This is a genomic window from Petralouisia sp. (assembly GCF_056822245.1).
The window spans coordinates 1-23747 of sequence record NZ_JBQIOP010000042.1; the positions used below are offsets into that span (position 1 = coordinate 1).

Annotated in this window: 27 protein-coding genes and 1 riboswitch; of the genes, 3 read left to right on the forward strand and 24 right to left on the reverse strand. The window is 47.3% G+C overall.

Annotated features, from left to right (window positions below):
- Nucleotides 1-131: 131 nt before the first annotated feature.
- The 15 genes from ispD to ACTO17_RS14920 form a co-directional block, all read right to left on the reverse strand.
- The gene (gene ispD / locus ACTO17_RS14850; RefSeq protein ID WP_482558482.1) at nucleotides 132-854 is read right to left on the reverse strand and encodes a 2-C-methyl-D-erythritol 4-phosphate cytidylyltransferase; all 723 of its coding nucleotides are present in this window, start codon (nucleotides 852-854) and stop codon (nucleotides 132-134) included.
- On the reverse strand, nucleotides 854-1888 hold the full coding sequence (gene tsaD, locus ACTO17_RS14855; RefSeq protein WP_482558483.1) for a tRNA (adenosine(37)-N6)-threonylcarbamoyltransferase complex transferase subunit TsaD: 1035 nt from the start codon (nucleotides 1886-1888) through the stop codon (nucleotides 854-856). The genes ispD and tsaD overlap by 1 nt, the downstream gene beginning before the upstream one ends.
- Before the next feature lie 6 nt (nucleotides 1889-1894).
- The gene (locus ACTO17_RS14860) at nucleotides 1895-2455 is read right to left on the reverse strand and encodes a DUF6715 family protein (protein ID WP_482558484.1); all 561 of its coding nucleotides are present in this window, start codon (nucleotides 2453-2455) and stop codon (nucleotides 1895-1897) included.
- Nucleotides 2456-2498: 43 nt separating this feature from the next.
- Nucleotides 2499-3404 (reverse strand): ribonuclease Z, encoded by a 906-nt coding sequence (locus tag ACTO17_RS14865; protein WP_172537025.1) that lies wholly within the window; start codon nucleotides 3402-3404, stop codon nucleotides 2499-2501.
- Between the two features lie 27 nt (nucleotides 3405-3431).
- Nucleotides 3432-3659, reverse strand: a complete 228-nt coding sequence (locus ACTO17_RS14870) for a hypothetical protein (protein WP_482558485.1) — start codon at nucleotides 3657-3659, stop codon at nucleotides 3432-3434.
- A 177-nt stretch (nucleotides 3660-3836) separates the two neighbouring features.
- A complete protein-coding gene (rimI, locus tag ACTO17_RS14875; RefSeq protein WP_482558486.1) occupies nucleotides 3837-4277 on the reverse strand; it encodes a ribosomal protein S18-alanine N-acetyltransferase in 441 nt (146 codons plus the stop codon).
- Nucleotides 4274-4987, reverse strand: a complete 714-nt coding sequence (gene tsaB / locus ACTO17_RS14880) for a tRNA (adenosine(37)-N6)-threonylcarbamoyltransferase complex dimerization subunit type 1 TsaB (RefSeq protein WP_482558487.1) — start codon at nucleotides 4985-4987, stop codon at nucleotides 4274-4276. The genes rimI and tsaB overlap by 4 nt, the downstream gene beginning before the upstream one ends.
- Nucleotides 4984-5418: a tRNA (adenosine(37)-N6)-threonylcarbamoyltransferase complex ATPase subunit type 1 TsaE gene (gene tsaE, locus ACTO17_RS14885; RefSeq protein ID WP_482558488.1), complete on the reverse strand. Its 435-nt coding sequence runs from the start codon at nucleotides 5416-5418 to the stop codon at nucleotides 4984-4986. The genes tsaB and tsaE overlap by 4 nt, the downstream gene beginning before the upstream one ends.
- 75 nt (nucleotides 5419-5493) lie before the next feature.
- Nucleotides 5494-6003, reverse strand: coding sequence for a YcxB family protein (locus ACTO17_RS14890; protein ID WP_172537030.1), 510 nt, complete (start codon nucleotides 6001-6003; stop codon nucleotides 5494-5496).
- A gap of 146 nt (nucleotides 6004-6149) precedes the next feature.
- The gene (gene ribH / locus ACTO17_RS14895; protein WP_482558489.1) at nucleotides 6150-6614 is read right to left on the reverse strand and encodes a 6,7-dimethyl-8-ribityllumazine synthase; all 465 of its coding nucleotides are present in this window, start codon (nucleotides 6612-6614) and stop codon (nucleotides 6150-6152) included.
- Nucleotides 6615-6645: 31 nt separating this feature from the next.
- Nucleotides 6646-7848, reverse strand: a complete 1203-nt coding sequence (locus tag ACTO17_RS14900) for a bifunctional 3,4-dihydroxy-2-butanone-4-phosphate synthase/GTP cyclohydrolase II (protein WP_482558490.1) — start codon at nucleotides 7846-7848, stop codon at nucleotides 6646-6648.
- Nucleotides 7849-7890: 42 nt separating this feature from the next.
- Nucleotides 7891-8541 (reverse strand): riboflavin synthase, encoded by a 651-nt coding sequence (gene ribE / locus ACTO17_RS14905; protein ID WP_482558491.1) that lies wholly within the window; start codon nucleotides 8539-8541, stop codon nucleotides 7891-7893.
- Nucleotides 8542-8612: 71 nt separating this feature from the next.
- Entirely contained in the window at nucleotides 8613-9857 is a 1245-nt protein-coding gene (ribD, locus tag ACTO17_RS14910; RefSeq protein WP_482558492.1) for a bifunctional diaminohydroxyphosphoribosylaminopyrimidine deaminase/5-amino-6-(5-phosphoribosylamino)uracil reductase RibD, read from the reverse strand.
- Between the two features lie 65 nt (nucleotides 9858-9922).
- Complete coding sequence (locus ACTO17_RS14915; protein WP_482558493.1) at nucleotides 9923-10585, reverse strand: ECF transporter S component; 663 nt, start codon at nucleotides 10583-10585, stop codon at nucleotides 9923-9925.
- Between the two features lie 102 nt (nucleotides 10586-10687).
- A riboswitch (FMN riboswitch) is annotated at nucleotides 10688-10858 on the reverse strand.
- 66 nt (nucleotides 10859-10924) lie between these two features.
- Nucleotides 10925-13066 carry a Tex family protein gene (locus ACTO17_RS14920; protein WP_482558494.1) on the reverse strand — a complete coding sequence of 714 codons (2142 nt, stop codon included), beginning with the start codon at nucleotides 13064-13066 and terminating at the stop codon, nucleotides 10925-10927.
- A gap of 184 nt (nucleotides 13067-13250) precedes the next feature.
- On the opposite strand from ACTO17_RS14920, the gene ACTO17_RS14925 reads away from it, so the two are divergent.
- The gene (locus ACTO17_RS14925) at nucleotides 13251-13622 is read left to right on the forward strand and encodes a DUF4190 domain-containing protein (protein ID WP_172537037.1); all 372 of its coding nucleotides are present in this window, start codon (nucleotides 13251-13253) and stop codon (nucleotides 13620-13622) included.
- A gap of 101 nt (nucleotides 13623-13723) precedes the next feature.
- On the forward strand, nucleotides 13724-14824 hold the full coding sequence (locus ACTO17_RS14930; RefSeq protein WP_482558495.1) for a hypothetical protein: 1101 nt from the start codon (nucleotides 13724-13726) through the stop codon (nucleotides 14822-14824).
- 36 nt (nucleotides 14825-14860) lie between these two features.
- On the opposite strand, the gene ACTO17_RS14935 is transcribed toward ACTO17_RS14930, so the two are convergent.
- The 3 genes from ACTO17_RS14935 to ACTO17_RS14945 are packed head-to-tail and all read right to left on the reverse strand — an operon-like array spanning nucleotide 14861 to nucleotide 16944.
- Nucleotides 14861-15625 carry a DUF975 family protein gene (locus ACTO17_RS14935; protein ID WP_482558496.1) on the reverse strand — a complete coding sequence of 255 codons (765 nt, stop codon included), beginning with the start codon at nucleotides 15623-15625 and terminating at the stop codon, nucleotides 14861-14863.
- Nucleotides 15626-15663: 38 nt separating this feature from the next.
- Nucleotides 15664-16395: a PepSY domain-containing protein gene (locus ACTO17_RS14940; protein WP_482558497.1), complete on the reverse strand. Its 732-nt coding sequence runs from the start codon at nucleotides 16393-16395 to the stop codon at nucleotides 15664-15666.
- A gap of 33 nt (nucleotides 16396-16428) precedes the next feature.
- Nucleotides 16429-16944 (reverse strand): hypothetical protein, encoded by a 516-nt coding sequence (locus tag ACTO17_RS14945; protein WP_482558498.1) that lies wholly within the window; start codon nucleotides 16942-16944, stop codon nucleotides 16429-16431.
- A 164-nt stretch (nucleotides 16945-17108) separates the two neighbouring features.
- On the opposite strand from ACTO17_RS14945, the gene ACTO17_RS14950 reads away from it, so the two are divergent.
- Nucleotides 17109-17549 carry a DUF2752 domain-containing protein gene (locus ACTO17_RS14950; RefSeq protein WP_482558499.1) on the forward strand — a complete coding sequence of 147 codons (441 nt, stop codon included), beginning with the start codon at nucleotides 17109-17111 and terminating at the stop codon, nucleotides 17547-17549.
- Between the two features lie 29 nt (nucleotides 17550-17578).
- On the opposite strand, the gene ACTO17_RS14955 is transcribed toward ACTO17_RS14950, so the two are convergent.
- The 6 genes from ACTO17_RS14955 to ACTO17_RS14980 form a co-directional block, all read right to left on the reverse strand.
- Nucleotides 17579-18784, reverse strand: coding sequence for an aspartate kinase (locus ACTO17_RS14955; protein WP_482558500.1), 1206 nt, complete (start codon nucleotides 18782-18784; stop codon nucleotides 17579-17581).
- A 14-nt stretch (nucleotides 18785-18798) separates the two neighbouring features.
- Nucleotides 18799-20001, reverse strand: a complete 1203-nt coding sequence (locus tag ACTO17_RS14960) for a cofactor-independent phosphoglycerate mutase (RefSeq protein ID WP_482558501.1) — start codon at nucleotides 19999-20001, stop codon at nucleotides 18799-18801.
- 16 nt (nucleotides 20002-20017) lie between these two features.
- On the reverse strand, nucleotides 20018-21220 hold the full coding sequence (locus ACTO17_RS14965; RefSeq protein ID WP_482558502.1) for a homoserine dehydrogenase: 1203 nt from the start codon (nucleotides 21218-21220) through the stop codon (nucleotides 20018-20020).
- A 16-nt stretch (nucleotides 21221-21236) separates the two neighbouring features.
- The gene (locus tag ACTO17_RS14970; RefSeq protein WP_482558503.1) at nucleotides 21237-21680 is read right to left on the reverse strand and encodes an ACT domain-containing protein; all 444 of its coding nucleotides are present in this window, start codon (nucleotides 21678-21680) and stop codon (nucleotides 21237-21239) included.
- Between the two features lie 102 nt (nucleotides 21681-21782).
- Entirely contained in the window at nucleotides 21783-22631 is an 849-nt protein-coding gene (locus tag ACTO17_RS14975; protein WP_482558504.1) for a TPM domain-containing protein, read from the reverse strand.
- Nucleotides 22628-23740, reverse strand: a complete 1113-nt coding sequence (locus ACTO17_RS14980) for a TFIIB-type zinc ribbon-containing protein (protein WP_172537479.1) — start codon at nucleotides 23738-23740, stop codon at nucleotides 22628-22630. The genes ACTO17_RS14975 and ACTO17_RS14980 overlap by 4 nt, the downstream gene beginning before the upstream one ends.
- Between the last annotated feature and the right edge of the window lie 7 nt (nucleotides 23741-23747).

A 23747-nucleotide genomic window follows, 5' to 3' on the forward strand; every position in this document is an offset into this window, starting at 1 on the left:
TCTATATGAAATCTCTATTTTTCTGTATTCCTATTGAATTTACTTTTTCAAAGCGGAATTTAATCTTACAAAGTGGAATTTACTTTTTCAATTCACCTTTTTTACTTTACCCGTTTATTGACTGCTGTTTTTTACCGTATTTTCGGGAAAAAAGCCTTTGCCAGTTTCAGATCTTCCGGTGTTGTAATCTTGATATTTTCATAAGAACCTTCTGTTAATTTTACTTTTTGACCGCAAATTGTCTCAAGCACCATAGCATCGTCTGTTACTGCAAACACTTCTCCCTTCTGTTCTCTTTTCATCAGTTCTTCATATGCCTGATAGATCAAAGGAAATGCAAATGCCTGCGGCGTCTGGATTTGCCAGACATATTTCCGCTGGGGCGTTTCTTTTGCAAACAGAGAGTCATCTGCAATCTTTATGGTGTCTTTTACCGGCATTCCTGCTGCGCAAGCCTGAAATTTTTCCGCTGTCTGAGCGCACCGGCTGATAATTTCATCGTTGATAAATGGTCTTGCGCCATCGTGAATCATCACATAATCCGGCCGGTTTTTTAAACAATTCAGTTCCGTCAGTCCGCAAAATACTGAATGATACCGTTCTGCTCCTCCGGCTGTCACTGCTATTACTTTGGTAAATCCATATTTTTCCACAATTTCTTTCTGACAGTATTCTATCTCATCCTGTCCGGTAACCAGTACTATTTCATCCACCATGCTCTCTTCAAAAGCCTGCAGAGCATAATACAGCACAGGTTTCCCCTCCAGTAACAAGTACTGTTTGGGCACTGGGCTGTTCATACGTGTTCCTTTTCCGGCAGACAAAACTACTGCCGCGTATTTTTTTCCTTTCATTAACGTTCTCCCAGTTTCAGATTCGGAACTGCATTCAAATCCCATCCCGCAAATTTCCCTGCAAGATATTCATAATAAGCTGCCGCGCCGATCATTGCAGCGTTATCGGTGCAGAATACCGGGGAAGGATGATAAAATTTAAGCCCCCGTTCTCTGCAGGCAGCCTCCATTTTGCTGCGCAGCATTTGATTGGAAGCCACTCCGCCGGCAATGGCAAACTGCTCCATCTGAAACTCCTCTGCTGCCGTCATGGCATGTTCTATCAGCACATCTGTCACTGCCTGCTGAAAGGATGCTGCGATATCCGCTTCCACAATGGGGATATTTTTCATACGGCACCCATTAATATAATTAAGCACTGCTGACTTCACTCCGCTAAAACTGAAATCATAGGGATGATCTGCCACTTTTGCCCTGGGAAACGCAATCGCCCGGGGATCTCCCTGCCTGGCAGCTTTTTCAATTTTAGGACCGCCGGGATAGCCCAAACCAATGGCGCGGGCCACTTTGTCGAAAGCCTCTCCTGCCGCATCATCTCTGGTTCTTCCCAGAATCTCATAAACGCCGTAATCCTTTACTTTTACCAGATGGGTATGGCCGCCGGATACAACCAGACATAAAAAGGGCGGCTTTAATTCTTTGTTTTCAATATAGTTGGCGCTGATATGCCCTTCGATATGATGCACTCCGATCAATGGCTTCCCTGCCCCATAAGCGATGGCTTTGGCCTCTGCCACCCCTACCAGCAGCGCACCTACCAGTCCCGGACCATAGGTAACGGCAACAGCGTCCATGTCCTCTAAAGACATTCCTGCTTCTGACAGCGATTCTTCAATTACCTGATTGATTCTTTCGATATGTTTTCTGGATGCAATTTCCGGCACTACACCCCCGTACAGCGTGTGCAGATCAATCTGGGAAGAAATAATATTGGACAATACCTCTCTCCCGTTCCTTACTACTGCGGCCGCTGTCTCGTCACAGGAACTTTCAATTGCCAGAATCACCGCATTCTTCTGTTTCTCTCCTGTCATTTTAATTTACTCCTGATAAAATCCCAGTATCCGCCAATTGCTGTCCTCGTCTTTCCGAAGAATATATGTCTGGCTGACGCGTCCTGATTTTTCTTTTTTATTTTTGCTTTTCAGAAAATAAGCCACATCCACATAAGCATAATCTTTGCCGTTTTTCGTCTTATATTCCACTTCTTTGCTGCTCTCCATAGTGATATTGGAAACCTGCTTTTTTTCTTCTTTATAGCTGGAAATGTCTGCTTTTACCGCTTCTAAATAGAGATCCTGCGGGTTGATTTCCTGCAGTTCATCATCCATTAAAATTCTGGCCTGGGCCGTCATTTTTCCCAACTGTTCCTGTGTATAATTTTCGCTGTAGTAGCACTCCAGAATCTGGTTATAAAACTTCACCACTTCTCTTGCTGTCTTGGGATACGAACGTTCCAAATCCTTGGAAATTATCAGCTCCACATCTGACAGTGTTGGTTCTTTTCCGCTGTCCTTCTGGGTCAGGTAATAATAATATCCCAGACATAATGCTGCGCAAACCACAATAATTATGGTTGATTTCACGCCATTTTTTTTCATAAAAATCCCTCCTCGCCAATCAGCAGCATTTTCGGCCGGTAATTCACGCAAAATCCAGTTCTGCCGTTTTCCCGTCTTTGCCCAGTTTCGCCGCTGGATAAATGCTGCGCACTTCTTCCATATAGTCCTCTGCATGCACCAGCGAAGGGCTGAAATGGGTCAGCCACATTTCAGAAGCCTCTGCATCCCTGGCAATTTCTGCCGCCTCATAAAAGGTCATATGCTTATACTGCCTGGCCTTCGCTGCTTTTTCCTTTTCTGCATACATTCCCTCTATGATTAATAAATCGGCATTTCTGGCATTTTCCGTAATAGCTGCCACCGGCCTGGTATCTGTGCAATAGGTCAGCTTAATGCCTTTTCTGGGCGGCCCCAACACCAGTTCCGGGGTATAGACCTTTCCTTCCTGCTGAATGGTTTCCCCTTTTTGCAGCCTGCTCCAGAACTTCATTGGAATGCCCAGATTCTTGGCTTGCTCCACCTGAAATTCGCCGGCTCTGGGGATTTCTATGGTATATCCATAACAGGTAATATTATGGTTGACACGGAATGCGGTGATATGATATCCCTGCTCTTCTAAATGCTCCACCGGCTGCGACAGTTCCACAAAACGGATTTCAAAGGGCAGCTCCGGCGCAATGACCTTCAGCGCATTTACCACCCGTTCTAAGCCTTTCGGCCCTATCATCGTCAGCGGTTTTGTCCGCTCCGCATTGCCCATCGTGAGCAAAAGTCCCGGCAGGCCGCTGATGTGATCGGCATGGTAATGGGTAAAGCATATGGTATCAATGGGCTTTGCGCTCCATCCTTTCTCTTTCATGGCGATCTGCGTGCCCTCGCCGCAGTCAATCAGAAGGCTGCTGCCATTATAGCGGGTCATCAGCGCAGTCAGCCAGCGGTAAGGCAGCGGCATCATTCCTGCCGTTCCCAACAAACATACATCCAACATACTATTTCCTCTCAAATTCTGTCCTGTTTAAACCAGTTCTGTGATTTCTATCGTCCGCACCGGAATCTGAAAACTTTTCACCCATTGATCGTAACAGGCCTCGCAAATGTCAAATTCCTGAATTTCCCCGTCTTTTCCTGAAAAATATCCCCACTCTTTTTCTACATGGAGAAATTCTTCCCTGGGAATTCCGGCGCCCTCCCAAAGAGTTTTTCCACAGCAATTGCAGATAATTTTCCTGTCTTTTGTTTTCATCTCTTGTCCTCCCTGCTTTTCGCTTTTTACAGGCCGTGATGGATATAGCCCGCGTAAGTATGTTTTCCAGTCTAAAACAGACATTTTCTCATATTTTATTATAGCGAAAAGACCCCCGGATTGGAAAGAGGAAATTACAGCCATTCTTCCCGGGCGCATCCGGCAAATGTCTGGCTGTCATTCCAGAACCATAATCATACCGTCCTCTCTGGGCAGTTCGTATAAATTCTTTCGGATTCCGCAGTTTTTGAATCCTAATTTTTCGTATAAATGAATGGCGTTCTCATTAGAAACGCGCACCTCTAAAATAATCCGAACCATTCCCCGGCTGCGGGCCTGCTTCAACAGATAAGTCAGCATTCTGCGGCCGATTCCCTGATTCTGGCAACGGGGCGCTACAGCCACATTGGTAATTTCCCCTTCTCCTCCGGCATAACAGTACATTCCGCAGTACCCAGCGATCTCATGGCCGGTTCGGGCTGTGACAAACAATGTATCCTGATGGAAGGTCTCTAAAAATGCCTGTTCAGACCAGGGGCATGAAAAAAGCTGCTGCTCCAGTTCAGCAACTGCGGGAATGTCCCCAACCTCCAGTTCTCCAAATTCTAATTCCGTCATTTTTCCTCCTGCCGCTCTTTTGCCTGACGCTCCCGTTCTGCCTGGGATAAACGCAGATAATCCGGGCTGTGGGCCGCTGCAGGCTGCGTCTTTCCTTCCCGGTAATACCTGCAGGCCAAAGTTGCCACGGAAGCTGCGCGCTGTTTGTTCAGATGGGCCGGGGCAAAGGAATATGGCACCTGGCAGTTTTCTTCCAGATACGGCCGAAATACCGGCACGCCGTCTCCCAAAAACACAACCGGACGGCTCCGGCGATTGATTTCCTCCACAATTTCATCAATTCCCACAGCGCACTGGGATTTCAGCGTCTCCATACGGTCTGCTGTAAATTCATATAATCCGGTGTAGGTCTGGTTTCTTCTGGCGTCCATCAAAGGACATACCATATCCCTGCAGCCCCAGAGGTTATAGGCAAGACCGTCTACGGTTGGAATCTGAATCAGGGGTTTCTGCAGAGCAAGGCCCAGACCCTTGGCAGTGGCGGAACCGATTCGAAGCCCTGTAAATGAGCCCGGACCGCCTGCAACAGCGATTGCATCTATGGAATCCAAATCCAGATCGATCATTTTGGCAATTGCATCTAACATGGGAAGTAATGTCTGAGAGTGAGTTTTCTTATAATTTACGGTATATTCTGCCAACAGATTGTCTTTCTCCACAACAGCCACACCGGCCACCAGGCCGGAGCTGTCCAGTCCTAATATTTTCATTTTGTTACCTCTCTTACCGTAATTCTGCGATAGTCAAATCCCTGTTCCAAATCTTTTTCTATCCGGATTTCCCGATAGTGGTTTGGAAGGATTTCTTCAATCAGATTGGCCCACTCAATCATAGTGATTCCCTGTCCGTAAAAATAATCTTCATATCCGATTTCTTCCATTTCTTCCACATCGCCGATCCGGTAAACATCAAAATGATAGAAGGGCATTCTTCCTTCTTCATAAACCTGCACAATGGTAAATGTGGGACTGCTGATTGGCTCTTCGATTCCGAGCCCTCTGGCTATGCCCTGGGTCAGTACGGTTTTGCCGACGCCAAGGTCTCCGATTAAGGTATATAATTCTCCTGGTTTGGCCTGTTCTCCTATTTTTTGTCCCAGTTGAAAAGTCTCTTCCGGGGAAAATGTTTCTGTATTCAGCATGTTCTAACCTCTATTTCCTTCTGCTTTTCGTACTGCATGAAACAATTTGTATTTCGGTACGCAGAAAATATCCCCTTAAATGTGAAAGGGATTCAGCTTCAGGCGGTAGCCTTCCAAATGATTGACGGCAAGGCCCACTACCTCCTCATATTTTCCTCCAACGGCTTCCCGGGGAATCACATAGGCATTGACACGGTTACTGTAGATGAGCAGGCTGTTTCTGGTAGATACCATCTTATAAATCTGCTTCCATTCCAGTTCCGCGGTTTCTTCTCCCTGGGATACATGGATTCCTGCGTCGTCAATTTTATAGTGAAGGGCCTGTTTCAAAATCTCGGAGTTTCTGATCTGCTGTTTGGAACGCAGATTGAGGCTTACCGGCACATAAACCAGAAATACCACGCCGAATACCAGATACAGCAGCGTATACATCATCTCTACTTTTCCGAAGGTGATCACTGCCATAATCAGTACCCAGACGCCCACGAGGGTTGCCACAATGCCCTGAAAACCGTGATAGGCATGGTAAAGGTTAAACTGGTACATGTCCTTCTCTGTGATGGTTGTATCAAATTCTACTGACATTTTGTATGCTCCTTTTCTTTGCTTTCGTCATATTATACTATGTTCGGATAAGCAGTACAAGTATCATTTTACAGAGGAAAGAGAATGCCGTCAACAGATTGAAGCTGCCGTAAAACAAAATTTCACAACAGCTCCTTCTTTTTCCTCTATTTCATATTCTGAATCAGATTCACCATCTCAATTGCCGTACATGCCGCGTCATAACCTTTATTTCCGGCTTTGGTTCCGGCCCGTTCAATGGCCTGCTCAATATTATCGGTGGTGACCACGCCGAAAATCACAGGAATTTCTGTCTTTAACCCTACGGCTGCCACGCCCTTGCTGACTTCTGCGCATACATAATCGTAATGGGTGGTGGCGCCTTTGATAACAGCTCCCAGACAGATAACCGCGTCATAATTGCCGGTTTCCGCCATCTTCTGTGCGGTCAGGGGAATCTCAAAGGCTCCCGGCACCCATGCCAGAGTAATATCATCGTCTCTGACGCCATGGCGGATCAGGGCGTCCTGGGCGCCGCCTATCAGCTTGGACACAATAAATTCATTGAACCTGGAAGCCACAATTCCGACTTTTGTTCCGTTTGCAACTACGTTTCCTTCTAATACTCGCATAACTTTCTCCTCTTTTCTATGTTTAAATCTGTTAGTAATTGGTCATATGCTGCATTTTGCTCTGTTTGGTTTTCAGATAAAATACGTCTGTGTGCTTGGCCGGCATCTGGATCGGCACCCGCTCTTCGATGGAAATGCCGTAGCCGGAAAGTCCGGTGATTTTCTTGGGATTGTTGGTAAGCAGACGAAGTTTTTCGGCGCCTAAATCATGGAGAATCTGGGCTCCGATTCCGTAATCCCGCAGATCCGGCGCAAAGCCCAGTTCCACGTTGGCTTCCACGGTGTCAAGGCCCCTTTCCTGCAGTTCATAGGCTTTCAGCTTGTTGATCAAGCCGATTCCGCGGCCTTCCTGGCGCATATACAGAAGAATTCCCCGGCCTTCTTCTGCAATGGCTTTCATGGCTGCGTCCAGCTGTTCTCCGCAGTCGCAGCGGCCGGAGCCGAACACATCTCCGGTAAGGCATTCGGAATGAACCCGGCACAGCACCGGCGTTCCGTCTGCAACATCTCCCATTACCAGAGCCACATGGTGTTCTCCATTTAATTTGTTTACATAGCCGTAGATTTCAAATTCTCCGTATTTTGTGGGAAGTTTGGCATGGGCCTCCTGACGGACCAGACTGTCAATCTCCATCCGGTAACGTACCAGATCCGCAATGGTAATAACCGTCATCTGGAACTTTTCTGCCAGCTCCAACAGTTCTGTGGTACGCATCATGGTTCCGTCTTCCCGCATAATCTCACAGCAAAGTCCGCTGGGCTTTAATCCGGCCAGAATTGCCAAATCCACCGTTGCCTCTGTGTGGCCGGTGCGTTTTAAAACGCCTCCTTCTCTGGATTCCAGCGGAAACATATGGCCCGGCCTGCGGAAATCCTCTGGCTTTGCATCGTCTTTTACGGCTGCCAAAGCTGTTTCGGAACGCTCAAAGGCGGAAATTCCTGTGTCTGTATTTATGCCGTCAATGGATACGGTAAATGCCGTCTGATGGTTGTCCGTATTCTGCTCCACCATCTGTTTCAAACCAAGCTTCTGACATAATTCTCTGCTCATGGGCATACAGATTAAGCCTTTTCCATGGGTTGCCATGAAATTAATATTTTCCGGCGTGGCAAATTCCGTAGCGCAGATAAAGTCTCCTTCGTTTTCTCTGTCCGGGTCATCAATGACCATAATGATTTTTCCCTGTCTGATATCTTCAATTGCCTGTGGAATAGAATCCATTTTCTTGCTCATTTCATTTCTTCCTTTCTGAATTTCTTAATGCGGCAGCCTTTTTTATAAAAATCCGTGTTCCATCAAAAAACCTTCTGTAAGGTGTGATTCCTTCTCCTCCGGCCTCGGCCCTGTGAGAAGTTTTTCCACATATTTTCCAATAACATCGCATTCGATATTGATAACGCTTCCGGACCGTTTTTCCGGCAGCGCCGTTTCCTGGCGGGTATGGGGAATCACGGATACCTGAAAATCCTCTGCCGTCACTTTTGCCACGGTCAGGCTGATGCCGTCTAAAGCGACGGAGCCTTTTTCTACAATGCAGCGAAGCAGCTTTGGTTCTGCGGCAATGGTGTACCAGACTGCATTTTCTTCCTGCCGGATTCCTGTAATGGTTCCTGTGCCGTCAATATGGCCGGATACGATGTGGCCGCCGAATCTTCCGTCTGCCGCCATGGCCCGCTCCAGATTCACGGTTCCGGGAATTTTCAGCTCTGACAGGCTGCTGCGGCGCATGGTTTCTGCCATTACATCTGCTGTAAATCCATCTTTTGCAAGGGAAGTTACCGTAAGGCAGATTCCGTTGACGGCAATGCTGTCACCGATTTTCGTTCCCTCCAAAACCTTGCTGCAGCGGATTTTTATTCTGGCGGAAAGGGTTTCTTTCTTAACCTCCCAGAGTTCCCCTGTTTCTTCTATGATTCCGGTAAACAAATCTTCCTCCCATCTGCACAGAATTTTTCCTGATTTCCGAAAAAACTGTGCTGTTTTATTTGAACATTTTCTTATGCATCAAAGCATACTCTGCCCGTCATGCATAAGTCCTCCCCATATCTGGCCACCTCCACATCCTTCAGCCTGACTGCCTCCTTCATCCGGGAAATGCCGGCGCCCTCAACGGGGGATTTGGCTTTCGCCCCAGCCACCAGCTTGGGGGCGATAAAGGCATAGACGCGCTGCACCAGATTCTCTTTCAGGGCGGAAGCATTGAGCGTTCCGCCGCCTTCTAACAAAATGCTGTCGATGCCCCGTTCTCCCAGCTGCCGCATCAAATGGGAAAGATTCAGTTCTCCAGTTTCTGCTGCGGGAACCTCCAGAAGCATCACGCCGTTGTGCTCCAAAAGCTGTTTCTTTTCTTCTAATATTTTGCTTTCTCCCAACCATTCTCCGCTGTCCCATACCGGGTTTCCAGAGGTCTGTCCGCACCTGTATTCTTCATCTCCCCGGCTTCTCCAGATAAGGGCTCTGTCCGGGCTCCAGGCTACAATGGTTTCTATCTCAGAGGCTGTCTTTACAATCTGGCTGTCCAAAGGAATCCGCAGTCTGGAATCACAGATAATCCGTACCGGGTTCCGGCCGCCCTCCATCCTGCAATTCAGCATAGGGTCGTCCGCAAGGACCGTTCCGATCCCAGCCATAATTCCCCGGTAACGGTTCCGCAGACATTGAACATAATTTCTGGACGCTTCTCCTGTTATCCATTTGGAATCTCCTGTTTCACAGGCAATTTTTCCGTCCAGAGTCATGGCATATTTCATTGCCAGAAAAGGCATAGACGTCTCCATATAATGGAAAAACACTTCATTCAGTTCTCTGCATTCCTGCTCTAAAATGCCGGTTTCCACTGTAATTCCATGTTCCTGCAATATCCTGACGCCTTTTCCTGCCACTTTTGGATTGGAATCCAGACAGCCCACATAGACCTTCTTTATCTTCTTTTCGATTATAATTTCTGTACAGGGCGGCGTCTTTCCGTAATGACAGCAGGGCTCCAGAGTCACGTACAGCTCTGCCCCTTCCGCATCCTCTGTGCAGTTTAACAAAGCGTTGCGCTCTGCGTGAAAACCGCCGTATTGCTCATGGTAACCTGCGGCAATGACAGTTCCATGCTTCACCGCTACGCAGCCCACCATGGGATTGGGAGACACCGTTCCCTCCCCTTTGCGGGCAAGCTGCAATGCCTGGCGCATGTAGTCTTCCGGTGTCTGATTTTGACGTTTATAATTTTCTGATTCCTGATTCTGCTGCATATTTTTTCTCCTGAAATCCTTGCTGCTGTGCTATCGGAAGTATAGACAAATGAAACTGGCAGTTATTAATTATTCGATGTACTCGTATTCTTCTGCACCCTTCTGGCGTCTCTGTAATTTCCTTTCAGGAAAGGAGACAGGGGTTTATAGACCAACACGGTAATCACTACGCTGAACACCCCCTTTACAAAGGTAAAAGGCGTGTTGAACAGAATCAGGCACTGCAACATATTTTTCATGCCCGGAACTATCATCTGATAAGCAGCCAATATGGTTTCCTCCGGCATAAAGTTATAATATACGGGATATACGATAAAATAGTTGGAGAAAATACTGAAAAACGCCATCAGTACGGCTCCGGCCAAAGCGCCTGCAACAGCGCTTTTTCTGCCCTTCCATTTCTGATAAATCAGACCTGCCGGAACCACAAACACGGCCCCCAGAACAAAGTTGGACAGTTCCCCCACTCCTCCGGTGGTGGTCATAAACAGATGAAGCAGATTCTTAATCAGGCAAATCATTGCCCCGCTGACCGGCCCCATGGCAAAGGCCCCGATCAATGCCGGAAGCTCTGACAAATCCATCTTGATAAAGGCCGGCATAATGGGAACGGAAAATTCCAGAAACATTAAAAGAAATGCAATGGCTGACAGCATAGCTGTCATGGTCATTTTCCAGATATCCCTCTGGCCGCCTTGTTTTCCTGCTGCTGTGTTCCTTGTACTCATGATAAAACACTCCTTTATTTTCATATTTTCGTGTCTTCAGAATTATAAAAATGCCCTGAATCCAGAGATCCAGGGCATATAAAATACGCACATTAATAAAAACGCTTTCTTCTCCCATCCAGACTGTACTGTCGGTTTTGGATTCTCACCAAATCATGCCATGCGGCTCACGGACTTGCCCTCTTGGGGTATCACCGTCGGTCGGGAATTCCTTTCTCCAGAATTCTGTAAATATCATTCTGCGGGAAAAGTCACCCTGCCCTGAAGAACACTATTTAATTTATGGTTCTATTCTACTCCTGCCTGTTTCATCTGTCAACAGGCATATTTTTCAAAATGTCAGATTTTCATGGTGAGCTGAATCCGCTTTTTCTGCAAATCCACGCTCATCACTTTCACCTCCACAATATCCCCTACGCTGACCGCCTCCAGCGGGTGCTTGATATAGCGCTCCGTCATCTGGGAAATATGTACCAGTCCGTCCTGATGGACGCCGATATCCACAAAAGCCCCAAAATCAATCACATTACGCACAGTTCCTTTTAAAATCATGCCCGGAGTCAGGTCTTTCATTTCCAGTACATCGCTGCGCAGAATGGGCTTGGGCATGTCGTCCCTGGGATCTCTTGCCGGTTTTTCCAGTTCCTTAACAATATCCTGAAGCGTCATTTCCCCGATTTCCAGCTCCGCTGCCAGTTTCTTATAATTAGATATCTTCTTGGAGATCCTTGCCAGTCTGCCCTCACGGATATCTTCCGGCTGATAACCCAGTTTGTCCAACAGCTTCAGGGTTGCATCATAGCTTTCCGGATGGACGCTGGTGCCGTCCAGGGGATTTTTCCCGTCGGAGATCCGCATAAATCCTGCGCACTGTTCATATGCCTTTGGCCCCAGCTTTGCCACCTTCAAAAGCTGGGCGCGGGTGAGAAATCTGCCGTTTTCTTCCCGGTATGTTACGATATTTTTGGCAATGACTTTTGTAATGCCGGAAATATACTCTAACAGGGAGGCGGAAGCCGTGTTCAGATCCACGCCTACCTTGTTCACACAGTCCTCCACAACGCCGCCTAAAGCGTCGCTTAATTTCTTCTGATTCATGTCATGCTGATACTGTCCCACCCCGATGGATTTGGGATCGATTTTCACCAGTTCCGCCAACGGGTCCTGCAGCCGCCTTGCAATGGAAGCCGCGCTTCTCTGCCCCACGTCAAAATTGGGAAATTCTTCTGTAGCCAGTTTGCTTGCAGAATACACAGAGGCCCCTGCTTCGTTTACAATGACATACTGAACGGGCGCAGGAATTTCTTTCAGCAAATCAACAATGATCATCTCTGATTCCCGGGAAGCTGTTCCGTTTCCCACGGAAATCAGGGAAATTCCATATTTCTGAATCAGTTTTTTCAAAACCGCCTTAGATTCCTCCACTTTATTCTGAGGAGCCGTGGGGTAAATGACTGTGGTGTCAAGCACTTTTCCGGTGGAATCCACCACGGCCAGTTTGCATCCGGTACGGAAAGCGGGGTCCCAGCCCAGCACCACTTTTCCGGCAATGGGCGGCTGCATCAGAAGCTGTTCTAAATTTTTGCCGAATACCCGAATGGCGCCGTCCTGGGCCCGTTCGGTCAGCTCATTTCGGATTTCCCGCTCAATGGCCGGTGCAATCAGACGTTTATAGCTGTCCTCTGCCGCAGCTTTTAAGGCCAAAGATGTATTGGGATTGTCTCTGGTAATGGTTTTCTTTTCCAGGTATTGTAAAATCTGTTCTGTGGGGGCTTCCACTTTCACGGTAAGAATTTTTTCCGCCTCTCCCCGGTTCAGGGCCAGAATCCTGTGTCCCGCCAGTTTTGCCAGTCCTTCTTCAAAATCATAGTACATTTCATATACGGACTCTGCTTCCGGAGCTTTTGCCGCAGAAGTGATTTTTCCGACACGCATGGTCAAATCCCGGATGTATTTCCGATAATCCGCTTCGTCTGAAATATTTTCCGCCAGAATATCCATGGCTCCCGCAATGGCTTCCCCGGGTGTATCCACGCCTTTCTCTGAATCCACAAAGGCTTCCGCTTCTGCCTCCAGGGATTTCTCTGTCATCTGCAGCAAAATAATATTTGCCAGAGGCTCTAATCCTTTTTCCTTGGCAATGGTGGCTCTGGTCCGCCGTTTGGGCCGGTAGGGACGGTACAAATCTTCCACTGCCACCAGAGTTTCTGCAGAAAGTATCTGCTGTTTCAGTTCCTCTGTCAATTTGCCCTGCTCTCCAATGGAGGACAATACCTGCTCTTTTTTCTCTTCTAAATTCCGCAGATAGGTCAGCCGCTCATAGAGATTCCGCAGAACTTCATCGTTCAATGCTCCAGTGGCTTCCTTCCGGTATCTGGAAATAAAGGGGATTGTATTTCCCTCGTCAATCAGCTTTACTGCAGCCTCTGCCTGCTGTTTTTGAATGCTCAGTTCTTCTGCTAATTTTACAATAATATCCATTGAGTAATCTCCTTATCTCATTTCTCTTTTTTCAAACACGCTCCAGGCTATGGAAAAGTTTATCTCATATTCTGAAAAAAATCAAGAACTCTGCAGGCAGCCGGCAAAATTCTTTTTATTGTATTTTTTCAGTACACATGCTACAATAAAACACAGTAAAAAAAGAATAGCAAGGAGGTTTTTTATGGATTACGAATCAAATAAATCTTATATAGAAATGCGCTCTGCCGGCATGTCTGTGGCCGCAATGGTTATGGGTATTCTCGGCCTTGTTATGAGCTGCTGCGTATATCCGGCCATTATCTTCGGCTCCCTGGCAATTATTTTTGCCCTGCTGTCCCGGGGCGGGGAAATGCACACCAACGGATATGCCAAGGCCGGACTGGTTCTGGGCATAATTGCCATTATCTGCGGCATTCTCTTTCTGATTTATTCTTTCCTTACAATCCTGACACAGTTCGGAGGATTGGAGGGCTATCTGAATTATATTGAGGAGTTAATGCAGGAATTGGGATATCCCGATTCTTCCAGCTCTTATGACTTTGATATGCTGTAATTTTATTTCTGTTTCCGAATTATTACTGTAACTTTTTGGGAATATCAGCTTTCGCCTGCTGTCTGAAACTGATATTCCTGTTTGGAAAGGAGGAAGCTGCAATGTACAATCCTCAAAAGCTTATGGAAGAATATCAGGAGTTTGAGCCGGGAGAAGCCAGGTTGTCTGCAATCCGCCAGGCAATTCAGGAAGCAGATCTGGCAAACGACTATAGTTATATGATGTTTTTCCGCTATGATTATGCCTGTTCCTGCGATGACAATTATCTGCTGTATCTGTATGTGATTTTTCCGGAGATTCTGGAGTTCTTTGAATCCCATCCCGAGATTCAAATGCCTGCCTTCTGTTCCTGCACCGCAGCGGAAGCCGTCAATCACATTTTTTCACGGGTGCTGGACTGTGCAGATTTCTTTTATCAGATCTCTGTCTCAGATATGGAACAATACCTTAAAAAATATAAATCTTTCTGCCTGACCCACGGCTATTCCCTTTTCGTCTATCATATGGCCTCTGCAAGATTGTACCGGGCAGCAGGGGACAAAGAAAAAGCCATGCACAGCCTTCATGAATTCCGGCTTATGAACCGCTCCCATCATTTGCGGGATGCGGAAACTGTGGCATTTGAAGGGGAGATGGCCTGTTGGTACGGCGATCTTGACAATTTGCTGAAAGCCGGAAAACTGTTGGAAACCAGGTACTATGATGAATATTCCCTTATTTTTCAGTACGGAAGGCTTGTATATCATTATGCCGTACGGCTTCATGATACGAAACACGCGGAGCCTTATTTCAAAAAAATGGAACGCATCCGTAAAAAACAACGGATGCATTCCTGCTATTTCGCTGATTCTATTGTTTACCTGGTGCTGACTGACCTGCAGGCCGCCTGGAGTTTTTTTAAGGAGGAAGCCCCTTATCAGTCTTTGACTTACACGCCTCTTGATAAAATGGAGTTCTGCACCGGCGCTGAGATTATGATGCGGGCCCTTTTAAAACTGGGCAAGAAAAATGTCCGGCTCCGCCTACCTTCTAAACTGCCCTATTATCAGCCGGACGGCTGCTACCGCATTGAGGCTCTGGCAGAATACTACGGCACAGAAGCACGGGATATTTCCAGAAAATTTGATCTCCGCAATGGAAATAACAACTCTATCAAAGAATATCAGTTATTTCTGAATGCAGTGAAGCACTGTATCCTCTGAGATTTGAAATCTGACAGGCAGAGCCTCACTTCTCCATCAGTATTGGCTCTCGGGAAGCGGAACATCAGGCTCCGCTTTCTGCACCCTGTCTAATTCTCCTGTCACATCCAGATAAAAGCTAATCACAGTCTGGTTCATATAGGGTGAAATCCAGAGCGTACCGATTCCGCAGGAAAGTATGCCCAAAATACTCCATCCAATATAACTGAGATAAATGTACAGCAAACGTCCCTTATTTCCATCCATCAGCCGGGAGCTTTCCCGAAATGCCTCTATCGCCCCCATCTGGGAATGATCCACCAGCAACAAAAATGCCAGTTCATATCGGAATGCCAACAGCAGGCCCACTGCCAGTCCCGCTATATAAAGCACTGCTGCAATCCCGGACGCCAGGAACGCGTTCTGCATAACCGCCACTGACCAACATACGCTTGCCGGCAGAAAGCAGAGCAACTCCATTCCTATCAGCATCAAAACACCAAGGATATAACGTTCCGGCCTTCTGGCAAATTCTCCGAACATCATACCAATCCCGGTATCCTGATTTCTAGCAAACCCAAGCTGCATTCTGCTGATTCCGCACTGCATAATCACGGACACAATACTGACAATCATTGTTGCCGCCATATATGCCAAAAACTGCACTATCCCTCCTCTGCTGATAAAAAACAGCACATAAAAAGGAATTAATACTGCAAACATCATCAGGCCAAGCAGAAGCGTTGCCCCGATGATCAGCCCCCAGTGTCCTGTCAGCTTCTCCCTTGCCAGTCTCTTTAATTCTGCCGATGTACGATTCATTTCTTACACTCCATATCTAACATAAATATTGTCTCTGCCTAATCGTAAATGCTGTCCTGATCCCGTTCTAAGATCTGACCTGTCTTAGCATGAATCTTAAATTCATACTCCCAGGCGTCTTTCACCAGTTCCACTTCATAAACCGGCACTCCGTCGTCGTTATCAAACTCTGCTTTGACAACAGTCGCTCCCGGAACTTCCGCAAGGGCAATCTGCTTCGCTTTTTCCACTCCTATATAGCCGCTGTGGCCTGGTTTTGTTTTCAGGTTTAACTTCCACTGATAGCCGATTAATTTGCCGGTGCGGGCATGGTACTCTAATTCGTACTTTTTGCTTCCTTTCTGCATCTTAACCTTATATTCTTCAATTCCATCGTCAAATTTCAGCCGAATGCTGATGATCTGCCCGCCTTTTACCTTTTTCTTTGCCAGTCTTTTGCATTTGCTTTTGCTGATGATTTTCTTGGAACTGGGCTTTACCCGCAGTTCTTCCATATCATATTCTATCAGCTTTCCATCGGAAGCCCGGTAGGTCAGATCATATTCTTTGGTTCCTTTCATCAGTTTTACTTCATAGACCAGATTACCTTTTTCGTAATCTCTGTCTATCTCTATAATGACCGCGCCTTTTACCTCTTTCTTTGCCAGTCTTTTCACCTGACTGTCACTGGTGATTTTCTTAGCGTAAGCAGTGTTTGGAACGGCCAGAATCCCAATCAATGCCAGACAGCATATCATAACAATCTTCGCTGATAATTTTCGTTTTTCCATAAGTCATTCCTCCTGAACTTTCATTTGACAATTTTATGCTGCATAATTAATATTTTTCCCTTTGGCTTCTTCTGCTCCAAGGGTTTTTTTACTCTGCTCATAAGGATCAGCCGGGTATTTGATTCTGGTGGAGGTGGTTCCGCCGGACACATAGGTTTTTCCGCATTCCGGGCAGACAGATGTGTGAATGCTGACTGATGCGGAAACTACTTTGCCGTCCTCCTGGGCCGCCTTGTTATAGGCATTGGACACATGTTCCCCCTCGTGAGCCCGCACTGCGCTGCCCGCCGCTTCCGGAGAGATATGGGCTGCCGATTTAAACGACACATTCTCATTGGAACCATCCTGATATTTGCGCTTTGCACAGGTCTGGCAGCGTTCCTTATCCTTGGATATCTCTTTCACTGAACCGTCTTTGCTTTCCCGGACTCCCGGGGTTTTCTCCTGGTTCTGGTTTCCCTGACGGACCCGTTCCTCTGCATTTCCGTACATTCCGGTATAATTCCCATAATTGCTGTAGCTGTTTCCTCCGCCGATTGCTCCTACCATCACAGACACCTCGCTTTTCTGATATATTTTATTCCATCTCTTCTATACACATAATCACTATATCATATTTTTTTCATTTTGACAAACAGTAAAAAAGAGATTATACTGCATTACAGGTAAAATAAATGTCACTCTGTTATAACATATATCGTAAGGATCGTGCTATGAGACAACAAGAAAAAGAAGAAACTGCTCTGTTTTATACGGGATGGGCATTGCTGGCCGCTGCAGGCGTCTTACTGCTTCTGCTGCGTCTGTTTCCCGTTCCCTTCCAAAAACTGCTGCTTCCCTGCGCCGTGCAGACCCTCCTTGGCATCTACTGCCCCGGCTGCGGCGGAACAAGGGCTGTCTCAGCCCTTTTGAGAGGAGATTTTCTAACCTCTTTTCTTTGTCATCCCCTGGTGCTGTACACTGCTTTCACGGGAGGCTGGTTTCTGATCAGCCAGACCATAGAGCGGCTGACCAGGCACAAATTAAAAATCGGAATGAAATACAAGGACGGCTATGTGTGGGCCGCCCTCATAATTGTCGCTGTGAACTTTATCATAAAAAATGCGCTGCTGCTTTTTTGGCATATTGATTTGCTGAAAGGAATTCAGCTGTAATGCCTTCCAGAGCATTTTTCAAACACACTCTAATCCTCAATAAACTGGTCGTGCACCGCCCGCATTGCCTTATCCACATCTTCTTCATTGATCAGGACGGTAATGCGGATTTCTGAGGTGGCTATCATGCGGATATTAATGCCTACGTTATACAAAGCCTCAAACATTCTGGATGCAACGCCGGGATTGGACTGCATGCCGGCGCCTACAATGGATACTTTTGCCACTTTGTCATTCACTTCAATTTCTCTTGCCGTAATCCGGTTTTTATGCTCCTTTAAAACAGCAACCGTCTCTTCGGCATCCTCTCTGGCTACCGTAAAAGAAATATCTTTTGTTCCTTCTCCTCCGATGGACTGGAGAATGATATCCACATTGATATTATTTTTAGCCAGTAAATCAAAGATTTTAAAAGCAATTCCCGGTACGTCCTTTACCCCCAGCACTGCGATTCTGGCTGTATTTTTATCTACTGCAACTCCGCTGACAAGCATACTCTCCATGTCTGTCTCCTCCTTTACGATGGTTCCCTGGGCATTGTTCAAGCTGGAACGGACTACCAGCTGAACACCATATTTCTTTGCCATTTCCACAGAGCGGTTGTGAAGGACCTTTGCGCCCAGCGTCGCCAATTCTAACATTTCATCATAGGTAATCTGTGAAATCTTCTTGGCATTGGGCACAATTCTGGGATCGGCAGTGTAAACGCCCTCCACATCCGTGTAAATCTCACAGGCGTCTGCGTGGAGCACTGCTGCAAGCGCCACCGCTGTGGTATCTGAGCCGCCCCGGCCCAGCGTGGTAAGATCGTCATATTTATTCACACCCTGAAATCCTGTGACAATGACAATCCTGCGGTTCTCCAGTTCATGGCGGATGCGCTGGGTGTCAATTTTCTTAAACCGGGCATTGCCGTACCGGGAGGAAGTCTGCATCATCACCTGAAACGCATTCAGGGAAATGGACGGCACGCCCAACGCTCCCATTGCCATGGACATCAAAGCCGCAGAAGTCTGCTCTCCGGTGGCCAGAAGCATATCCATCTCCCGTTTTGAAGGATTGGGGGAGATATCTCTTGCCAGCTCCAGCAAACCATCCGTGGTTTTACCCATGGCGGACAATACCACCACCACATCATTTCCCTTCTGATATTCCTCAATGCAGCGTTTTGCCACATTGTAAATCCGTTCTTTATCTGCTACGGAGCTGCCTCCGAATTTTTTTACGATTAACATAATGTTCTCCTGAACTATTTTTGAATGAGATAATCGATCATTTCACAGCCTTTTGCAATATGATGGCTGCTTTCTGCCGCTTCTTTTTCATTGTATTTCCATGTATGTTCCTGAATTCTGCTGCTGTCATATAAAAGATAAGGCACATCGTCTCCGGTATGAGTGCGGATACAGATGGGCGTGGGATGATCCGGCATAATCAGCATCCGGAACGCTTCTTCCGCCTCTTCCAATCCCTGTTTGATGGGCCCAATCACCCGCTCATCCAAAAACTGGATGGCCTGCACTTTTTTCTCAATGCTGCCCTGATGCCCCATTTCATCCGGCGCTTCCACATGCACATACACGAAATCACAGTTTTCTCTGGTCAGGGCTTCCACGGCAGCCTTGGCCTTGCCCTCATAATTGGTGTGAAGCCCGCCGGTTGCGCCCGGAACGGAAATATTTTTCATGGATGCGCCTACGGCGATTCCCTTTAATAAATCCACGGCTGACACCATGGCGCCTTTCAGTCCTGTTTTTTCTTCAAAAGAGGACAGGGACGGCCTGGTGCCGGCTCCCCAGAACCAACAGGAATTGGCCGGCCGAAGCCCCTGCTTCTTCCGCTCCAGATTGATGGGATGGCTGACCAGAATCTCATAGCTTTTCTTCATCATTTCCCGCAGAATATCATCCTTTGGCAAATGCTGGCCAACGGTCTGTCCCAGTACGTCGTGGGGCTGAACCAGGTTTATCACAGAGCCTTTTTCCCAAATGAGAAGATGGCGGTAACTGGTGCCTGTGTAAAAATGATAATTTTCTGTCTCCAGCTCCTTTTTCACCGCCTCCAGCAGCACTGCTGCATCCTCTGTGGATATTTCATCGGAGCTGTGATCCAGAATCTTCCTGTCCTCGTAATGTTCCTCTTCCTCCGACAGCGTGACCAGATTACAGCGCAGAGATACGTCGTCTTTTTTCATATCCACGCCGATGCTTAAAGCCTCCAGGGGAGAACGGCCGGAGTAATAAATTTTCGGATCATACCCCAGTACAGACAGATTAGCCGTATCGCTTCCCGGCGACATTCCATCGGGAATGGTGTGCACCGTTCCAATCTCTCCCGCCGCCGCAAGCTGATCCATAACAGGCGTTTTGGCATATTCCAAGGGTGTCATTCCCTGTAACTCTTCCAGAGGACGGTCTGCCATTCCATCCCCAAGCACAATCACATATTTCATAATCTCCCTCTCTATTCTAAACTACGCGGATTCTCTGTAAAATGTTCTTAAGTCCCCGGGCTTTCTCTTCATATTCTTCTTCCGTCATAACTTCTGTCAAAAATCCCTGCTCGCCGGCCATTCCTTCTGCCTCTATCCATTCCACCGGGCCAAACTGTTTCTCCACCGCCTCTTTCGGTTCCTGGGTTCTCACAAAAAACCGGCTCTCTGCTTTCTTATAGTCAACCAAATCCATTTTCCGGGAGCTCCAGGAGATCAGAATATTTTTGTTCCGATGTTTGGCGATATCCACAATGTCTGCCACTACTGCGCTGGCTGTGGGAAGCTTTCCTGCGCCGCTTCCGTAAAACATGGCGTCTCCCAGTACATTTCCATGGACAAAAATAGCATTAAACACGTCGTTGACATTGTAAAGAGGATGTTCTTTCGACAAAAGAAACGGAGCAACCATCGCGCAGTATCCTTCCGGCGTCTTTCTGCTGGTTGCCAGAAGCTTGATAACCCTGCCCATGGCTTTGGCATAACGGATGTCTGCGGCTGTGATTCTGGTAATGCCTTCGGTATAAATCTCTTCAAAATCCACCTGCTGTCCGCATACCAGGGAAGTGAGAATTGCAATCTTCCTGCATGCGTCATAGCCCTCAATGTCCGCAGTGGGATCTGCCTCCGCGTATCCTCTGGACTGGGCGTCTTTTAACACATCCTCAAATTCCAGTCCTTCAAAGGACATTTTGCTGAGCATATAGTTGGTAGTTCCGTTTAAAATTCCTGTAATTTCTTCAATTTCATCTGCAGTCAGGGAAGAATTCAGCGGACGGATAATGGGAATCCCGCCGCCCACGCTTGCTTCAAACAGGAAATTAATGTTCTGTTCCCTGGCAATGGCAATCAGTTCTGCGCCGTGTTTTGCCACCAATGCTTTATTGGAGGTGGTCACGCTTTTCCCTGCCAGCAACGCCTGTTTTACAAAGGTATAGGCCGGCTCCACGCCGCCCATGGCTTCCACCACCACCTGCACCTCCGGGTCTTTGGCAATGATATTATAGTCATGCACTACTTTTGCTTCCATGGGATCTCCCGGAAAATCCCTCAGATCCAGAATATATTTTACTTCAATTTCCTCTCCTGCGCGTCTGGCAATGCTCTCCTGATTGGTCTGCAGAACCTCCACTACGCCGGAGCCTATGGTTCCGTATCCTAAAATTGCAATCTTTATCATAACTTCCTCCATTCTGTCACTCTCTGGCCAATATTTTTAAATAATGAATCCCTTCCTGCTGCTCAATGTTTTCCACCATCTGGGACACATTTTTCGTATCCGGCAGCACGTCCACGCTCAGGGTCAAAGATGCGACCCCGTTTACCGGAATACTCTGATGGATGGTAAGGATATTTGCGTGAAAATCCGCCACAATCCCCAACACCCGGGACAGCAGCCCCGGTTCATCATCCATCTGAATCACCATGGTAATTGTCTTGCCTCTGGCATTATCATGGAATGGAAAAATATCATCCTTATACTTGTAAAAAGAGCTGCGGCTGATGCCCACCATGTCTGTGGCTTCCTGCACCGATTCCGCCCGCTCTGATTCCAGAAGTTTCTTTGCCTCCACCACTTTCAGCAAAACTTCCGGAACAGCTTTTTTCTTCAAAACAAAATATTTTGTCTTTTCTTCCATGTTCTCCTCCGGTTCGCTGCTGTGCTTTTTGTATGTCTACAGAATACATCTGTACTCACAGGGAAGATATTAGCATATTTATTTTTGAAATGCAACCTCTTTTTAAAATTTTCTGCTGCCGCCGCTGCTGCTGCGTCCGCCGGCCCCTTTGTGCACGGTACTTTTCCCGCCGCTGCCGGAGCCGGAGCTTTCCCGCTGGATATGTCTGTGGGTGACAAACTGGTTGACAAAATGATCTTCTTTTTTCTCAAGACGGACGCTTCCGTTTTTCTCAATGGGGTATTGATAACTGCCGGATTTGAAGCGGTATGCGCCGATAATCCCGCCTGCAGTAATTCCGCCTGCTGCAAGGGCCGCAATCCCCGCAATCAGAATCTCCAGTCTGCTGATGCCCCGGTGTGCCTGCCGATAACTGGTTACTTTGCCGGTATCTTCCTCCTGAAGATAATTTTGTTCTGGATTTTCTTCCAAAACGGCACGGCTGACCTCCTTCAGCATGGCTGTTAAGGCGTTTCCATACTGTTCCCGGCTTACATCGTCATATCCCGCGTCCAAAACCCGCTCTGTCCTGTCATCGGTGATGTAAAACTGTCCTTCTCCGAACGCCCGGATTACAATTTCCCGGTTATCCATATCAATTCCGCAGATAATCCCGTTATCTGAGACGGTATGCTCATCAAAAAAAGTTTCTGCATATGCCGTGGCATCCAGGCCCCCGGCATCCCCGGCGGTATAGGCCATCATATCCCATCCGGTGGTCTTTTCCAGCCCGGCAAGCTGCTGGGTAATCTCTTCCGATTCTTCCTGTGTCAAAAGACCGGCATCGTCAAAAAGCTGGACATTCGTTTCCGGCAGCTGTTGTTTTTCCTGGGCCTGCAGGGAGAGTTCAGGGTTCAGCAGGCAGCATAACAGCAGCAATAAAAGCCATAATTTATGTATTTTATTCCTCATATCAGAAAACCTCCCACCAGTCCAAGAACAAATACGATCAGGGACACAAGCCCGCTGACGGTCCACACCTTTTTATAATCTACCGGAAGTTCTCCGCATACTTTCCCGTTCTGCCCGTTCATGGAATAGTAATACATTTTGCCGTCCCTGCCCTGATAGGTGACAGTCCACACCGGAAGCATTACATAATCCCAATGCTCCCTGCTGCAGTTCAGGCGGCAGTTTTTCACTGATACGGAATGGTAGCCTTTCACCGTTTCCCGAAGAAGCTGCTTTCCGTATGCTTCTGCTTCCCCCTTCACGCCGTTTTCCAGTTCTGCCCGTTCCATATCCCGTTTTTCTGCTAAAAATCCGGATAAATAACTCATCTGAAACTCCTGGATATGGCTCACATCATAGGGCAGAATCCCCTGGGCCAGTGTTCCGTTTGCTTTCTTTAAGGCATTTCTGGTAATATCCTCTAAATGGATTTCGCCTTCCCGCTCCACCCGGTAAACTTTGGTTTCCGTATATTCCGTATCGCCGCTGCGCCATACCCGCACATTCCTGCCTTCCGCCTGCAGCGCTCCTTCCAGATCCATATCTGCCATCCAGTAAGGAAAATACACACCGGAAATTTTCTCAATCTGGCTCTTATGAAAAAACGCCCTGGGCACAAATTTCTTATGATGGACATAATCCAGAAATTTTTCCACCGCCTGTTTCCGGTCGATGGCAAAGGGTATGATTTTATCCGGCAGAAATTCTCCCGACACCCTTCCCGATAAAATCACCGGATTATGGCAATAATAACAGAAGGATGCGGCTGTGGTTTCCTCTGTGACAATTTCCGCGCCGCAGCTTGGACAGTGATAGATACTGCCTGCTTCCTCCCGGGGAGCATGGACGTTCTCCTGATTTTCTCCCATCGGATCATGGGGGTTTGCCTGATTCTCCTCTTGCAATGCATGGTTGTTTTCTTGATTTTCCCCTTCTGCTTTTGGCTGCAGCCGGTTGATTTCTTCCTGAGAAAACGCAGAAGCACAGTATTCGCACTTGTACTTCTGCGTTCTTGGATGAAATACCAGTTCGCCGTCACAGTTCGGACATTTGTAGCTGACAACTGCCATTTATCTT

Excerpts from the sequence above, each read along its gene's own strand:
- ispD (WP_482558482.1), bottom strand. The coding sequence starts at position 854 with ATGAAAGGAAAAAAATACGCGGCAGTAGTTTTGTCTGCCGGAAAAGGA.
- ACTO17_RS14955 (WP_482558500.1), bottom strand. The coding sequence starts at position 18,784 with ATGTTAATCGTAAAAAAATTCGGAGGCAGCTCCGTAGCAGATAAAGAA.
- ribH (WP_482558489.1), bottom strand. The coding sequence starts at position 6,614 with ATGCGAGTATTAGAAGGAAACGTAGTTGCAAACGGAACAAAAGTCGGA.
- ACTO17_RS14945 (WP_482558498.1), bottom strand. The coding sequence starts at position 16,944 with ATGGTAGGAGCAATCGGCGGAGGAAACAGCTACAGCAATTATGGGAAT.
- ACTO17_RS14925 (WP_172537037.1), top strand. The coding sequence starts at position 13,251 with ATGGATTACGAATCAAATAAATCTTATATAGAAATGCGCTCTGCCGGC.
- ribD (WP_482558492.1), bottom strand. The coding sequence starts at position 9,857 with ATGCAGCAGAATCAGGAATCAGAAAATTATAAACGTCAAAATCAGACA.
- ACTO17_RS14975 (WP_482558504.1), bottom strand. The coding sequence starts at position 22,631 with ATGAGGAATAAAATACATAAATTATGGCTTTTATTGCTGCTGTTATGC.
- ACTO17_RS14980 (WP_172537479.1), bottom strand. The coding sequence starts at position 23,740 with ATGGCAGTTGTCAGCTACAAATGTCCGAACTGTGACGGCGAACTGGTA.
- ACTO17_RS14940 (WP_482558497.1), bottom strand. The coding sequence starts at position 16,395 with ATGGAAAAACGAAAATTATCAGCGAAGATTGTTATGATATGCTGTCTG.
- ACTO17_RS14970 (WP_482558503.1), bottom strand. The coding sequence starts at position 21,680 with ATGGAAGAAAAGACAAAATATTTTGTTTTGAAGAAAAAAGCTGTTCCG.
- ACTO17_RS14960 (WP_482558501.1), bottom strand. The coding sequence starts at position 20,001 with ATGAAATATGTGATTGTGCTTGGGGATGGAATGGCAGACCGTCCTCTG.
- ACTO17_RS14890 (WP_172537030.1), bottom strand. The coding sequence starts at position 6,003 with ATGTCAGTAGAATTTGATACAACCATCACAGAGAAGGACATGTACCAG.
- ACTO17_RS14915 (WP_482558493.1), bottom strand. The coding sequence starts at position 10,585 with ATGAGTACAAGGAACACAGCAGCAGGAAAACAAGGCGGCCAGAGGGAT.
- tsaE (WP_482558488.1), bottom strand. The coding sequence starts at position 5,418 with ATGCTGAATACAGAAACATTTTCCCCGGAAGAGACTTTTCAACTGGGA.
- ACTO17_RS14930 (WP_482558495.1), top strand. The coding sequence starts at position 13,724 with ATGTACAATCCTCAAAAGCTTATGGAAGAATATCAGGAGTTTGAGCCG.
- rimI (WP_482558486.1), bottom strand. The coding sequence starts at position 4,277 with ATGACGGAATTAGAATTTGGAGAACTGGAGGTTGGGGACATTCCCGCA.
- ACTO17_RS14950 (WP_482558499.1), top strand. The coding sequence starts at position 17,109 with ATGAGACAACAAGAAAAAGAAGAAACTGCTCTGTTTTATACGGGATGG.
- ACTO17_RS14900 (WP_482558490.1), bottom strand. The coding sequence starts at position 7,848 with ATGAGCAAGAAAATGGATTCTATTCCACAGGCAATTGAAGATATCAGA.
- tsaD (WP_482558483.1), bottom strand. The coding sequence starts at position 1,888 with ATGACAGGAGAGAAACAGAAGAATGCGGTGATTCTGGCAATTGAAAGT.
- ACTO17_RS14965 (WP_482558502.1), bottom strand. The coding sequence starts at position 21,220 with ATGATAAAGATTGCAATTTTAGGATACGGAACCATAGGCTCCGGCGTA.
- tsaB (WP_482558487.1), bottom strand. The coding sequence starts at position 4,987 with ATGAAAATATTAGGACTGGACAGCTCCGGCCTGGTGGCCGGTGTGGCT.
- ACTO17_RS14870 (WP_482558485.1), bottom strand. The coding sequence starts at position 3,659 with ATGAAAACAAAAGACAGGAAAATTATCTGCAATTGCTGTGGAAAAACT.
- ACTO17_RS14935 (WP_482558496.1), bottom strand. The coding sequence starts at position 15,625 with ATGAATCGTACATCGGCAGAATTAAAGAGACTGGCAAGGGAGAAGCTG.
- ACTO17_RS14860 (WP_482558484.1), bottom strand. The coding sequence starts at position 2,455 with ATGAAAAAAAATGGCGTGAAATCAACCATAATTATTGTGGTTTGCGCA.
- ACTO17_RS14865 (WP_172537025.1), bottom strand. The coding sequence starts at position 3,404 with ATGTTGGATGTATGTTTGTTGGGAACGGCAGGAATGATGCCGCTGCCT.
- ACTO17_RS14920 (WP_482558494.1), bottom strand. The coding sequence starts at position 13,066 with ATGGATATTATTGTAAAATTAGCAGAAGAACTGAGCATTCAAAAACAG.